The following is a 13,179-nucleotide window of genomic DNA, read 5'->3' as shown; positions in this document are numbered from 1 at the left end:
GTTAATTAACAAGAGCTGTGACAAAATATTATTATTTTGGTCGTTCTTCGTATCGTTTTTGGCAATCGTGTTTTGTTTGTCATGACATCATAAAAAAGAGACTCAGCATGTACTGAGCCCCTTGTTGTGTACTTCATGGTTTATTATGAATTTTTCAATAATCTACTTAATCATTTTCTTGTTTCAATCGGTCGATAATGTTGTCTTTCTTTATTTTTGAAACGGAATATAGCATCGAGGCACCCACAATCATGAAAATCATGATGACGACAAACAGAATGCTATTCCACGGCAAGGTAAACGGAGCATCAAACGTATTGATTTGCGCTCGATAGATGAGGTACATGATGAGAAGACTGACGGGAATCCCATACGCAAGGGCTTTTACCCCATAAAAAATGCTTTCATAGTACACCATCTTATTGAATCCTTTCGGTGTCATCCCAACTGAACGAAGCATCGCAAACTCACGACGACGAAGTGAGACGCTCGTTGAAATCGTATTAAAAATGTTCGCAATCGAAATTAGCGAAATTAGCACGATAAACCCATACACAAATATTGATAAAAGTAACAACATCTGTTCTTGTTGTTCCCGTTGTTCCGATACGTTAAAGACATACAAATCCAAATTCTGTTCCGCTTCAATCACTTGTTGTGTGTCCTCGGGATCATCTGAATTCAACGCGATTGACGGACTCGATTGTTTCATCAAATCCCCGATTGCGTCTTCTTCAAACGTCCCTTCTCGTACTATCACATCGAGCCATCCAAGAGAACCTGTCATCACACCGGTCGGGGCGATATCTGTCATAGCACCAATTTGAATCGTTCTAAGCGGTGCCGCGTCGCCCGTTGCATTCTCGTCCCTCAATTCAAACGTATCACCGATTTCTGCTTCGACCGTCTCTGAAGTGATGAATTTTTTCTGATCCATGTCTTGATACGAGATCTCATCAATCAAGACGGCTCCTGGTACGTCCCCGTCTTCAAAACGACTGACAGGCGCTCCGATTTGTTTCAAGTACGCATTGAAACTTTCATCATCTAATTGATAGAGGGATACGTAGTACATAAATTTTCCGTCAACAAACGACGATGCCAAATTCTCGTTCTCGATAATTGCACTCGGTAATTGAGATTTGCTGACCATCGTTTGGACCGTTGCATTTTCAAAATATGTTCCGTTCGTCACATGATCTAACGATTCATAACGTCGTAAATCATTTTGATCAAGCGTTGAACCATTCACAAGAATATCGAAATCATATTCTGCTTGAGACATGTCAAGGGACTGTTCGAGACGATCAGTGAAGTAACTGACCCCTAAAAACAGGACGATACTGATGACGAGCGAGAAGACGGTAACCAGATATCGTTTACGGTTGCGCTTCGTATTCTTCAACCCAATCTCTGCTTCTAAACCGAAAAGACGACGAACTAGTTTTGACGTCTTCACTTGTTTTGACGTCAATCGTACATCTTGCGTTTGACGAATGGCGTCAATCGCAGAAATCTTTGAGGCTCGACGCGCCGGAAGATAGCAGGAAATGAAAATGGTTACGCTCGAAATAAAGAGAGTTAATAGTAAAGTAATCGGTGTGACGACAACTTCAAACTTCTCCGTCACGTTTAACGCTTTTTCGGCAAATGCATTGATGAATAGGAATGTGAACGCAATACCCGTAACCCCCGCCAGGATACCGAGTGGAATGCTAATCCCCCCAATGACCATCCCTTCAAAATAGACCGAGTTCCGCTTTTGTCGCTTCGTAGCCCCGACACTTGCCAACATTCCGAGGTAACGAGAACGCTCCGACACACTGATGGCGAATGCGTTATAGATTAGAGAAATCGAACCGATCACAATGACCGCCATGATGATTCCACCAAATCCATATAGCGTTTTACGCAAGCCATCGTCATTTGTCACTCCATAATAACGAAGCAACGAGGAATTATAGGCGACACGTTCTATGTTCTGTTCGGTCATCAACTGTTTCGCTTCCGAATAAATCGAGTTGTCTACATCGTTCAAGGCGACGAACGTATCGACTTTTGCTCCATTCAATTCTTGATCATCGATGAATCCGACGACTGTATACCCTGGCGACCAAGTCGGTTCCCAGTTAGGTCGAGCCATCGTTCCAACAACCGTCAATGTCACCGTATCCTCAATGTTTAATTGTTCGAGAATCGTCTCATCTTCTCGGATCAAACCATCATTTTGTGTCAACACGTAACCTGATGACGGATCAATCCGCTCTCCAATCTCCAGTGTCAATTCATCACCGATGTTATAGGTGACGAGGGCATTTTGGCGAATCCCTTCTGAAATGACGACTTCGCCTTCTTTTTCCGGTAGACGCCCCTCAGTCAAGTCAATTGGAAAACTCTTCAATCCGGATGTGTTATAGTTTCGAACATATAAGTATGGTTTGTAAGCATTTTGTGACTCTTCTAGTTGAGCATAACCATCATTTGAAAGGATGACAGCCTTCGTGTTCGCATCATCCCGAATAGCTTCGACTTGCTTTTCGTTTGTATCTAGATACTGAACATGCCATTCTCCGTTATCTGCGATGTCTTGACGAATCATCAAATCCAAAAAAGAAGATCCGAGCGTTGTGACAGCTGTAATCATCGATACAGAGATGATGACTCCGATGATTGTAACAAGCGAGCGTCGTTTGTTCTCGCGCAAATGCCGAAGTGTCATTTTATTGATGATGTTCATGCGCGGACGACCTCATTCTTCGCAATCTTGCCATCTTCAATCGAAATGATACGATCCGCCTGTAAGGCAATCCGCTCGTCATGGGTAATGATGATGAGCGTTTGATTGAATTTCTTATTGAACAGTTTTAACAGGCTCATGATTTCTTCACTATTTTGACTATCCAAATTTCCTGTCGGCTCGTCGGCTAAGATAATAGCTGGATTACTAATCAGTGCCCGCCCGATGGAAACGCGCTGCTGTTGCCCTCCCGATAATTGATTTGGTAAATGGGTCAATCGGTTTGACAAGCCCAAGATACCGATGATGCGTTCCAAGTGCGCGATATCCACTTTTTGTTCATCTAATAGCATCGGTAACGTGATGTTCTCTTCGACCGTTAAAATCGGAATCAAGTTATAAAACTGATAAATCAAACCGATTTGTCGACGACGGAAAATGGCAAGCTGCGTCTCGTCCAATGCATAAATGTCTGTTTGATCAATCAACACCTGTCCACTCGTCGGCACATCGACACCACCAAGTAAATGCAACAATGTCGATTTCCCCGAACCCGAAGGCCCGACGATACAGACAAATTCACCTTTCTTCACCGTGAACGAGACGTCATCGAGCGCTCTGACCTCCATCTCGTCCTTGCCGTATACTTTCGATAAGTTTTGCACTTCTAATATGTTCATGTTTGCACCCTCCAGTACTTGATCTACTTCGAGTGTACCGAGTGAGTGTGACTCGTCTGTGACTCGAAAGTGACGATTTCGTCACTTAGCGGTCAGACAACTGCTTTATAGAAGCGAATATGAAAATCCGTTCCGACCCCAGGTTCGCTTCGAACAGTCAACTCACCTTCCTGGCTCATAATGATACTGTGTGCCATGGCAAGCCCAATCCCGACACTTTCTTCGCTCGCATTCACACCTTTATAAAACCGTTGGAAAATGTACGGGAGGTCTTGTTTTGCGACGCCAATCCCCGTGTCACGAATCACAATTTCTGTATACAGCGTATTTTCACTGAACTCGATGAATACATCGCCCTGTTCCGGCGTATGCTCCACGCAATTTTTTAAGATGTTGATGAGTGCCTCTGTCGTCCACTTCAAATCACCCTCGAATGTAACATCTTTTTCGCCTTGAACGTGAAGTCGTTGCATTTTAATATCAATCGGTACGAGCATCGGTTCCGCTACGGCTTCAATGAGCGCAGGGACGGATACCAATTCGCGCTTGAAATGTATTGTCCCGGCATCAATTTTTGATAGTTTGAGAAGAGAAGACAAGAGCCACTCCATTCGTTCAAGTTGTACTTGTATGTTATGGGTGAATTCTTGACGCTTTTCCTCGGATAGACGAGGGTCACTGAGGAGATCCGCCATGACGGTCATCGAGGTGAGCGGTGTCTTCAATTGATGGGAGATATCGGAGATCGCATCCGTTAACTTCTGTTTATCTTCTTCAAGATGCGCTCCTTGTTCAGATAGCATTTTCGTCACTTTGTAGAGTTGGCTCTTTAACAAACTGAGCTCCCCTTCGCGATTATCACGGACATCCAATGTATAGTTGCCATTACTGATTTCTTGAAGATATCCCGAGAGCTGCTCGATTTCTCGATAACGCCATGCCGTGAAACGATACGTAACGCCGAAAAGTATGATTGCTAATAGGACGACCAGAACGGCCGCCTCTATGGACATGAATAAGAAGGCAATACCTACAGCTATTCCAATGAAAAATAGACAAGTGAACAAGTATATTCTTATTTCTTGGTTTCGCAACATATTAACGCCCCACCTTGTATCCGATTCCACGCACCGTCGTAATAAGCATCGGTTGTTGTGGATCATCCTCTAGTTTCTCGCGGAGTCGCTTAATATAAACGGTCAACGTATTATCGTTCACGAATTCCCCACCCACATCCCAAATCTGATCAAGTAGCTGGGTCCGTGACAACACTTGCCCTTTATGCCTCCCAAAGATGAGCAACAAACGATACTCGAGCGCTGTCAACAAAATTTCGTCCCCATTCTTTTTTACTTTTGCATCTTGCGTATTGATTTCAACTGGACCAATCGTCAACAGAGGCGAGCGTACGTTTTTATTGTATCGACGAAGTACCGAGTGAATTCGTGAAACGAGTTCTCGGACACGGAACGGTTTCGTGATGTAGTCGTCCGCTCCCATATCGAGTCCCATCACCACATTCACTTCATCATCGAATGCCGTCAGAAAGATGACAGGGATGTCTTGTTGTTGCTTCACGAGCCGACATAAGTCATATCCACTCCCATCTGGCAGTGACAAATCAAAGAGGCATAAATCAATTGTATGTAACTGTTGTTCAATCATAAGCGTCGCGTCAGCCACGTTTTGGCATAACGTTGTTCTAAATTGTTCTTGTTCGAGTGAATATTGGAGACCGGAGGCGATCGTCCGGTCGTCTTCTACGATTAGAATATGCATGGTATTCCCTCCTGACTCTTCTCCCCATAATATAGCAGTCTTTATTCAAGTGAGGCGAGAAATCAAAAATCCCTAACGAGAAATCTCGTCAGGGAGGATAATACGTTATTTGCATGCGGATTAGGATGTTGTCACTCGAAGGCACTCCGGTCGTACGAATCCGACTTCGCCTAAGAATCGTAATGCATCTATCGTCAACTCGTCGAGCTTGATGGATTGAACTTTCGGCTCGGTCTGTTCATCGACCCACACTTTCCAAATCTCGACTTCCTCCGCCGTCTTCAAATGGTCGGTTATATACTCGACGAGCTGTTCGGCTCTCGCATCGGAATAACGCCAACGCAACTCTACTACGTGCAGTTTTGAAGAATACGCCTCGACGTTCTCCACAGCATAATAGAGACTATGTTTAATCTCAATCTCGTCAAGCTGCTCTTCCGACTCGACGTTCATCAAAATCTTTTCATCACGGTCGAGGTCCTCAACGTCTGTCAGAATGTCAGGCAACTCGAATCCTTTTTGGATGGCCTCGTTGATAGATAAGAACTCGCCATATGGATTTTCAACTTCTTTTAGTGGGTGATCGCTCACAATAAATTGGAATTCACTCATGTCAAAGCCCCCTCTTGTTTTATTGACACTCCCACGATTAAAACCGTGGGATTCTGAAGTGCTTGTGCGAGCGCAGTCCATTTCTGTTTTGCTCAAGCCTTCAGATGAGGGTGTGCCATCACCCCTCCTGAGACAGATCATATAGATTCTCAGGCTGATTGACTTTTACCATCAACCACAGGTGCGGTTCGGATATTCATCGCACCGACTACATCTCGATGTTTATTAAATCCGCAAGAACACGAATAGGTACGGTCTTTCGCTTTATTCCGACTCCCGCAAGAAGGGCATGTTTGAGATGTGTGTGCAGGATTGACATATTCAACCTTGATCCCTTCTAGTTTCGCCTTGTACTCGATAAATAATGCCAAGCGATAGAACGACCATGTATGCAGATTCTTATTGTTTTTACGGCTTGTTCTTGCCGTCTGCCGGATATTCGCCAGCTTCTCTAGGCGAATGACAGAAATATTGTTCTCTTTTGCGAAGTCGACGATCTCACGGCTCACCTTGTGATCCTTGTCTTTCATCCAACGCTGCTCCTTGTTGTCCAGTTCCTTGATCGCGTTCAGCTTCTTCTTTTGACCGAGCTCTTTCCGTCTCGCCCGGAACTTGCGTTTCATGCACTTGTTTTCACGACCGTTCCCAAAGAACCTCACCTTGTCGCAATCGGTCGATGCGACCGCCGGGACTTTGAGACCGAGGTCGACACCAAGAACCTTCGTACCGGTCTTCTCCGTCGTGGGGATTGTGACAGCGATTTGAGCCATCCATTTATTTGACTTCTTCGTGATACGAAGCGTACCCAGCTTGTTATTCAGAAGGGAGAAGTTACGATTGTCTCGATCGACCATCTCGGCACGGATCTCTGTCCTTTTGACCTTCCCGTCTACCATGATTGGAAGAAAAACGGACTCAAAATCGAACGAATAGTTCTGGTTGTTCCATGTGCAATAAGGTTTCTTCAGGACAGGGACGACCTTGTATTTCGAATTCTTCACTTTCCGGAAGACACTCTGGGCATCTTTGATGACCTGGTTCTTGACGGCACTAGGCAAGGGCGAGGAGACATTCTTGCTCGTCAACTTGAGCGTCACCTCGGCTTTCACCATGTCCGAGACAAGTCGGTTGGTCGTCTCGATGTATGTCGCCATCATATCTTTTAGAATCGATTCCTGTTCTTTGGTAGGATGAAGCTTGATATTGACCGTCAACGTCTGGGACACGGTGTCACCCCCTTGTTTTTTGTTGTTCAACATAACGTTTAATCGTTTCGCTCGATACATTTCCAGCGGTGGAGACGAAATAGGATCGTGTCCAGAGACTCGGCAAATGTTGAAGATGAGGAAATTCCTCTCTTAACTTTTTAGATGTTACTCTCTTTATTTTTGCCATGATGTCAGCAGGACTCAGTGTTGGAGGGGCGTTAAGGAACATATGCGTATGATCTTTCTCGCATTCCAAGGCTATAATGTTGATATTCAGTTCTTCGCATATTTCGGACATCAAACCTTTGAAACGTGTTTCTACATCGTTACGAAGGAATATCTTTCTTCTGTATCGAGGACAGAAGACGAAGTGATAATTGATTAGAGAAACAGTAATATGAGTTCTTCTATAGTTGGTTTCCATATTCATATCGTGTCAGTTTAACCAACAAACTGCAACAAGAAGATTTCCAGATACTTAAAGCGCCAAAACCTTCGGACTCTTTACTGACACTCCGCATCCTGCCGAGCTTTTATCCCACCCCTAAAGGAGTGGGCTTTCCCGCTCGAAAATTCTGTAATGGGTCGCTATCGTTTGATTGCACGAATGGATATGAAAAGACCAATCACATATCCGATGATTGAACCGATGACAATACCGTACATAAACGGAAAATCAACTAATAAAGAGATGACGATTCCGCTAACCGTGCCAAATACAAGTCCAAGCCCGACTGCTGATTCGCGCCATTCGCTCACCTTCACCCCTCCTCTTCTTTCCACTCATTACATACGAATCGACCAGATTAAACGTTTCATCGCCATCTACTATTTTTCATCCAAAAAAAGGACCCAGTATGAACTGACCCCCTTCAAAAAACTATTCGACCGTCGAGACTGCCTCAGCGAGTGCTGCCTCTTCTTCATGATATTTCTCGACAAAGGCATCGAGTAACGCTCGTACCTCATCCGTCGATTTCGTTTCCATCAAGTTATGACGTAGCTCGCTCGCCCCACGGAATCCTTTGACATAAATCTTGAAGAAACGGTGCAAGTTCGAAATCGAACGCGGCACGTCTTCTTGGAATTTATCCTGAAGGTCCAGTTGCAGACGCAATAGATCGAGATGTTCTTCCATCGAGTGCTCACGTGGCTCTTTCTCAAACGCGAACGGGTTCTTGAAGATCCCACGACCGATCATGACGCCATCGACCCCATATTTCTCAACGAGTTCAAGTCCCATTTGACGATCGAGGATGTCCCCGTTGATCGTGATGAGCGTATCCGGGGCGATCTCGTCCCGCAACTTCACGATGCCCGGGATCATCTCCCAGTGCGCGTCGACTTTACTCATCTCGTTGCGCGTGCGCAAGTGAATCGACAAGTTGGCGATGTCTTGTTTCAAGAGATGCGTCAACCAGTCACGCCACTCATCGAGCTTCGCGAAACCTAGACGCGTTTTGACGCTGACAGGGAGACCGCCGGCTTTTGCTGCTTGAATGAGTTCAGCCGCAACTTCCGGACGGAGAATAAGACCGCTCCCTTTTCCACGTTTCGCCACGTTCGGGACCGGGCAACCCATATTGATATCGAGTCCTTTATAGCCCATCTCGGCCATCCCGATACTCATTTGACGGAAATATTCCGGATTGTCTCCCCAGATGTGGGCGACCATCGGCTGCTCGTCCTCGGTGAACGTCAAACGACCACGGAGGCTACCTTTTCCTTCCGGATGGCAATAGCTGTCCGAGTTCGCGAATTCTGTGAAGAAGACGTCCGGGCGTCCCGCGTGGGCGACGACATGACGGAAGACGACATCGGTCACATCTTCCATCGGGGCAAGTATAAAGAACGGACGCGGAAGGTCGCGCCAAAAGTTTTCTTTCATCGTAAAATCAGTTCCTTTCATCCATACAGTCCAACAAAATCACTCATCTATTCTATTATGTCCGTCGGATTGTATCAACTGACATTACTCATGATCCGTTTCTTTCGAGCGAATGAGTTGAAAAAAGTGCGGGAATCCTTCCGTCAATAAGTAATAAAGCACACGATTCGTGTATTCCGGTTCAATCGTTCCCGTGCGAAGTAGCGTCTGGAGCACCATCCCGTCAATCCCGGCCATCGTCCATGTCGCGACCGCCCGAGTCATCGGCCCTTGCTCGACTCCGTAAGCCCGTACAAAGATCGCTTCAATCCGTGTGATCCAGTCTTGATATTTCTCTCTGAACTTTTGTTCGATCTCCTCATTGCCAATCATCGCTTCGTGGGCGAGATAAAATTGAAGTCGGCTCTCCGCATCTTTTTGAAGGCGTTCCTGCATACCTTCATAGATTTCCTGGATGATCACCGCCACTTCTTTTTGATCGTCATGGGAGACGGTCTCAATGCGTTTGACTTCTCCAAGTCCCTCGTCCATTACGTCATATAGAATCGCCTCTTTGGAGGTGTAGTAATGATAAATCGCACCCGTACTGAATCCGGCCCGCTCCGCAATCCCTCGGAGTGTCGTACCTTTGATGCCCTGTTCGACGATGATTTCACGCGCGGCTTGTAAAATTTTCAACTTTCCTTCGTTCATCATCATCTCGCACCCTCCTCTGTTTTTCATCGCTCATTATACCATAATGATGTGGCGAACTTTCGACACTTTCATGTGAGCCCATGCCTTCTATTGACAGCGTTTACAAAACTTTGTTACACTTTTCACATAAACATAACGAACGTTCGGTATGTTTAGTCACTGCATTTATTTCTGTTTATCTCATTTTTCGAAAGGAGTGTCATGTTATGTTTTTCTTCGAATCAATGCCTTGGTATAACGTCGTCATGTGGTTCGTCGTCCTTGGACTGCTGATGGGGTTGAACGAGTTCGTCCGTTCCGGTAAACGGGCGAGCCAACTTATGTTCATGGCGTTACCGATCGCACTGACCCCGGTCTGGTTGTTTGTCGTCGATTCTGAAATCACGTCGTGGTTCCATTGGGTGAAGGTGTATTCGGCACTCGCCGGCGCGCTCATCTACATGGTCATCCGCTTCACGAACTACCATAAGAAACATCCTTGGTATTTAGTACTCGTCCCGGCCATTCTTGCCATCAATATCCTGGAGGCCGTTATACGGGAGTTTCAAGTCGGCTTCATGGGATTCAACGGAGTCGTCGACGGTATGAATTACATCTCTGGTGGGTGGAACTACGTGAACGCCTTCGCCGGAATTTTGAACATCCTCACCATTTGTGGCTGGTTCGGCATCTTTGCGACGTCCGGTAAGCGAGTCGATATGATTTGGCCGGACCAAACGAAATTGTGGATCATCGCATATGGGATTTGGAACATCTCCTACGTCTATTCGTGCGCACCGGGTAACGCATTTTATTCCGGATTTGCGTTGAACATTGCCGCGACCATCCCTGCCCTCCTTTGGGCGAAAGGAACATGGATGCAGAACCGTGCCCAAACGCTCTCGATTTGGATGATGTGGGTCATGACCTTCCCTTACTTCTTTGCGGTCGGCAGTACGTTCAACGTGAGCGTCTCGTATAATCCGGCAGCGAACTGGACGCTCGCACTCATCAGTCTTGCCCTCAATGTTGTGCTCGCCGTCATGCAGGTGTCACGTATTATGAAACGACGTCTCAACCCGTTGAAAGACGAGCTGTGGACCGATACTGAAGAATACAAACGAGTCGATGCGTTACGAGAAACAGAATCACCTAATCCTAAGACAGCATGACAACACCCCATAGTAGATGGAATTCGAATTCCGCTACTATGGGGTATTTTTTGTAGGACTCCATTGTAGTCATAGAGAATAGAAACACGAAAGGATGATGACAATGATTTTGTGGATTAACGGCGCATTCGGTTCTGGCAAGACAACCTGTGCCAAGATACTTGAGAAAAAGTTGCCAAACGCGTTTCTCTATGACCCGGAACAGGTCGGCTTTTTCATTCGGGACCAATTGCCGAAAAGTCTTCAACAGCCCGATTTTCAGCACCATCCGGAATGGAGGGAGTTCAACTATCGAATGCTGTCGAAGATTGCCACGTCTTTCGATGGGGTCATCCTCGTTCCGATGACACTGGTGGACGCAACGTATGTAGATGAAATCATCGGTCGACTTCAGCGGGACGGGATCGACGTACGTCACCTCATCCTTGAAGCGAATCGACAGACGCTCGTGAAGCGACTGAATAAACGCTTCGAATGGTTCAACTCTTGGGGCAAAGCGCAGATCGACCGCTGCCAGTCCGCATTCGAATCTGACATCCGTGCAGAAAAAATTATGACCGACCATCGCTCGAAGTCAGATGTTGCGCGAGCGGTCGCCGATCACGTCGGTCTCACACTTTCCTCAAAATGATTCAGATTCATACATCGCTTCGACCGACTCGTCTTCCCATCGAATGACGAGCTCGCTTGCATGGGAAAGATTCAACTCCACCGTCTCACATGTCGTATCCGTCAACCACATGCAGCGGAACAACAGTTGCCGATACCCGTATAATTCATCGACGATCTCGAAGCGCCCCATTTTAACGAACTGACCCAATTGTTCAATCGGACACACCGAATAAGACGATTCACCAAAACGGACGAGCGACGAAGCATCCCGGTCCACGTTCGAGATGGTCACGGTGGCACGACCCGTCCATACCGCTTCCCTTTTGAACAAGTCACGGATCCCATCCATAAAGACGAGACGGATTGTCGAACCCGTCACAGTCGCTTCTGTGATGACCGCATCATGCAGGGAAAGCGGGACGTTACGAGTTCGAAACGTATATTGCTTCATTCAATCCCTCCTAAAGATTACTGTTATATTTTTCGTTCTCAATCACCTAATCAACATGAAGATGTTCCGATTTAGTATAAGTATCCTAATAAATCGAGCTTTCCTTCCATCCATCGCTTATCCCCGACCGCTCGTACCATCAGTTCGTCAAATGATGTCTCACCAATCCCGCGTGTCGTCTGGTTCTCATCATTGATTTGAAGCCACGTGCATGTGTTGGATACCGTGTGAAACCCGATGCGTTCGTAAAGGTCTGGTTGGTCTGCGAATAACAGAAGAAAGTCGATTGAGTATTCTTTTCCGAGGGCAATGATTTCTTGCATTAGGGCCCGTCCGACCCCACGTCCCCGAACTTCTTCCCGGACACACAGATCGATGATGCCGAGCACGTGAATCGGTTCTCCGTTCATATTCATCACACGAAAGTCTAACCCGACTTGTCCAATGATCCGTTCGTCTTCATACGCGACGATTCGGATAGATTGAAGGAAACGCGTGTTGCAGTAGCTCGGTCAGTTCCTTATCCATCGATTCTGAAACGGTCATCTCGAGGTGTTGCTCGATTTTCACCTCTTCTTCCCTTCCGATTGAAAGCGCCCATACCGAACGACATGGACCCCGTTCGGCATCAGCTGTTGCTCGATTACGTCGAGTTGTAGTGGCAAGATGTTGCCGTCCGGAAAAGTCGTTTGCCTGAACCGATGATGATGGGATACATGATCAGTCGAACTTCATCGATGAGATCGTTCGCGAGTAGCGTATGCACAAGTTCGCTGCTTCCCCAGACGTGTAAATCGGGTCCCTCTTCTTGTTTGATTCGTTTTAACGCTTCGACCGGTTCTGTCAGAAACGTCGTTGATTCCCATCGTGAATCCTGTGATTGCCGCGTGACCACATACTTCATCGCCCGAGTGGCTTCCCGCCAGACATCATCATGGTTCGGCCAATAACTCGCCCATTGGTCATAAGTCTTTCGCCCGAGCAACAAATCAAACTCACTATGCATTTGCGTCCGAATCCAAATCCCAAGCTCTTGGCTCGAAAACGGCTCCGTCCATCCCCCATGCATGAAATCTCCACTCAAATCTTCTTCCTTCCCACCCGATGCTTGAGCCCGTCCAATGACAGATTGTTCAAGTACAATGATTTTCCTCATCTCCGATTCCCCTTTCGGCTGTTTGCAAAAAAAGCTCCCGATTGAGTCAATGAACTGAACCCTGAATGATAGACACTTGATAAAAAGTGCTCATTCAAGGTTCAGTTCACTTTTTGTAGATAAACATTGTTAAATCAACAAAAATTAGCAATCCATTTTATATGCTAATTGGATTGCTAAAAGGTTTGTTATTTTATGTTTTGTACTAT

General features: G+C 46.2%; 15 protein-coding genes. 2 read left to right on the top strand and 13 right to left on the bottom strand.

The features are described from left to right. Window positions 1-166: 166 nt before the first annotated feature. The 10 genes from KNO70_RS02905 to KNO70_RS02860 form a co-directional block, all read right to left on the bottom strand. Entirely contained in the window at window positions 167-2,737 is a 2,571-nt protein-coding gene (locus tag KNO70_RS02905) for an ABC transporter permease (RefSeq protein ID WP_214730385.1), read from the bottom strand. Beyond that, window positions 2,734-3,417 carry an ABC transporter ATP-binding protein gene (locus KNO70_RS02900; protein ID WP_074033830.1) on the bottom strand — a complete coding sequence of 228 codons (684 nt, stop codon included), beginning with the start codon at window positions 3,415-3,417 and terminating at the stop codon, window positions 2,734-2,736. Before KNO70_RS02900 ends, KNO70_RS02905 begins: the two co-directional genes overlap by 4 nt. 92 nt (window positions 3,418-3,509) lie before the next feature. Next, window positions 3,510-4,514, bottom strand: coding sequence for a sensor histidine kinase (locus tag KNO70_RS02895; protein ID WP_214730384.1), 1,005 nt, complete (start codon window positions 4,512-4,514; stop codon window positions 3,510-3,512). Window position 4,515: 1 nt separating this feature from the next. Beyond that, complete coding sequence (locus KNO70_RS02890) at window positions 4,516-5,196, bottom strand: response regulator transcription factor (RefSeq protein ID WP_214730383.1); 681 nt, start codon at window positions 5,194-5,196, stop codon at window positions 4,516-4,518. A gap of 120 nt (window positions 5,197-5,316) precedes the next feature. Then, on the bottom strand, window positions 5,317-5,808 hold the full coding sequence (locus tag KNO70_RS02885; RefSeq protein WP_214730382.1) for a hypothetical protein: 492 nt from the start codon (window positions 5,806-5,808) through the stop codon (window positions 5,317-5,319). A gap of 149 nt (window positions 5,809-5,957) precedes the next feature. Then, window positions 5,958-7,034 (bottom strand): RNA-guided endonuclease InsQ/TnpB family protein, encoded by a 1,077-nt coding sequence (locus KNO70_RS02880; protein WP_078147391.1) that lies wholly within the window; start codon window positions 7,032-7,034, stop codon window positions 5,958-5,960. A gap of 4 nt (window positions 7,035-7,038) precedes the next feature. Continuing rightward, window positions 7,039-7,440, bottom strand: a complete 402-nt coding sequence (gene tnpA, locus KNO70_RS02875; protein WP_078147392.1) for an IS200/IS605 family transposase — start codon at window positions 7,438-7,440, stop codon at window positions 7,039-7,041. A gap of 164 nt (window positions 7,441-7,604) precedes the next feature. Beyond that, the gene (locus KNO70_RS02870; protein WP_168169857.1) at window positions 7,605-7,775 is read right to left on the bottom strand and encodes a hypothetical protein; all 171 of its coding nucleotides are present in this window, start codon (window positions 7,773-7,775) and stop codon (window positions 7,605-7,607) included. A gap of 121 nt (window positions 7,776-7,896) precedes the next feature. Then, entirely contained in the window at window positions 7,897-8,904 is a 1,008-nt protein-coding gene (locus tag KNO70_RS02865; RefSeq protein WP_371816085.1) for a tRNA dihydrouridine synthase, read from the bottom strand. A gap of 84 nt (window positions 8,905-8,988) precedes the next feature. Continuing rightward, window positions 8,989-9,603: a TetR/AcrR family transcriptional regulator gene (locus tag KNO70_RS02860; RefSeq protein ID WP_214730380.1), complete on the bottom strand. Its 615-nt coding sequence runs from the start codon at window positions 9,601-9,603 to the stop codon at window positions 8,989-8,991. A 203-nt stretch (window positions 9,604-9,806) separates the two neighbouring features. On the opposite strand from KNO70_RS02860, the gene KNO70_RS02855 reads away from it, so the two are divergent. Continuing rightward, window positions 9,807-10,751: a DUF5692 family protein gene (locus KNO70_RS02855; RefSeq protein ID WP_214730379.1), complete on the top strand. Its 945-nt coding sequence runs from the start codon at window positions 9,807-9,809 to the stop codon at window positions 10,749-10,751. Between the two features lie 103 nt (window positions 10,752-10,854). Further along, window positions 10,855-11,382 carry an AAA family ATPase gene (locus KNO70_RS02850; RefSeq protein WP_214730378.1) on the top strand — a complete coding sequence of 176 codons (528 nt, stop codon included), beginning with the start codon at window positions 10,855-10,857 and terminating at the stop codon, window positions 11,380-11,382. On the opposite strand, the gene KNO70_RS02845 is transcribed toward KNO70_RS02850, so the two are convergent. The 3 genes from KNO70_RS02845 to KNO70_RS02835 all read right to left on the bottom strand — a co-directional run bounded on the left by KNO70_RS02845 (window position 11,374) and on the right by KNO70_RS02835 (window position 12,970). Further along, window positions 11,374-11,814 carry a hypothetical protein gene (locus KNO70_RS02845; RefSeq protein WP_214730377.1) on the bottom strand — a complete coding sequence of 147 codons (441 nt, stop codon included), beginning with the start codon at window positions 11,812-11,814 and terminating at the stop codon, window positions 11,374-11,376. The genes KNO70_RS02850 and KNO70_RS02845 overlap by 9 nt on opposite strands. A gap of 71 nt (window positions 11,815-11,885) precedes the next feature. Continuing rightward, complete coding sequence (locus KNO70_RS02840; RefSeq protein ID WP_483299127.1) at window positions 11,886-12,233, bottom strand: GNAT family N-acetyltransferase; 348 nt, start codon at window positions 12,231-12,233, stop codon at window positions 11,886-11,888. 224 nt (window positions 12,234-12,457) lie between these two features. Further along, complete coding sequence (locus tag KNO70_RS02835; protein ID WP_251025513.1) at window positions 12,458-12,970, bottom strand: dihydrofolate reductase family protein; 513 nt, start codon at window positions 12,968-12,970, stop codon at window positions 12,458-12,460. Between the last annotated feature and the right edge of the window lie 209 nt (window positions 12,971-13,179).

It is taken from the genome of Exiguobacterium sp. s181 (assembly GCF_018617125.1).
Classification (GTDB): domain Bacteria; phylum Bacillota; class Bacilli; order Exiguobacteriales; family Exiguobacteriaceae; genus Exiguobacterium; species Exiguobacterium profundum.
The sequence above is the reverse complement of the archived record's forward strand: the minus strand, read 5'-3'. Positions and strand labels throughout refer to the sequence as shown.

Coding starts and splice junctions, on each gene's coding strand:
- KNO70_RS02855 (WP_214730379.1), top strand. CDS start 9,807: ATGTTTTTCTTCGAATCAATGCCTTGGTATAACGTCGTCATGTGGTTC.
- KNO70_RS02885 (WP_214730382.1), bottom strand. CDS start 5,808: ATGAGTGAATTCCAATTTATTGTGAGCGATCACCCACTAAAAGAAGTT.
- KNO70_RS02900 (WP_074033830.1), bottom strand. CDS start 3,417: ATGAACATATTAGAAGTGCAAAACTTATCGAAAGTATACGGCAAGGAC.
- KNO70_RS02850 (WP_214730378.1), top strand. CDS start 10,855: ATGATTTTGTGGATTAACGGCGCATTCGGTTCTGGCAAGACAACCTGT.
- KNO70_RS02895 (WP_214730384.1), bottom strand. CDS start 4,514: ATGTTGCGAAACCAAGAAATAAGAATATACTTGTTCACTTGTCTATTT.
- KNO70_RS02890 (WP_214730383.1), bottom strand. CDS start 5,196: ATGCATATTCTAATCGTAGAAGACGACCGGACGATCGCCTCCGGTCTC.
- KNO70_RS02860 (WP_214730380.1), bottom strand. CDS start 9,603: ATGATGATGAACGAAGGAAAGTTGAAAATTTTACAAGCCGCGCGTGAA.
- KNO70_RS02905 (WP_214730385.1), bottom strand. CDS start 2,737: ATGAACATCATCAATAAAATGACACTTCGGCATTTGCGCGAGAACAAA.
- KNO70_RS02845 (WP_214730377.1), bottom strand. CDS start 11,814: ATGAAGCAATATACGTTTCGAACTCGTAACGTCCCGCTTTCCCTGCAT.
- tnpA (WP_078147392.1), bottom strand. CDS start 7,440: ATGGAAACCAACTATAGAAGAACTCATATTACTGTTTCTCTAATCAAT.
- KNO70_RS02835 (WP_251025513.1), bottom strand. CDS start 12,970: ATGAGGAAAATCATTGTACTTGAACAATCTGTCATTGGACGGGCTCAA.
- KNO70_RS02865 (WP_371816085.1), bottom strand. CDS start 8,904: ATGAAAGAAAACTTTTGGCGCGACCTTCCGCGTCCGTTCTTTATACTT.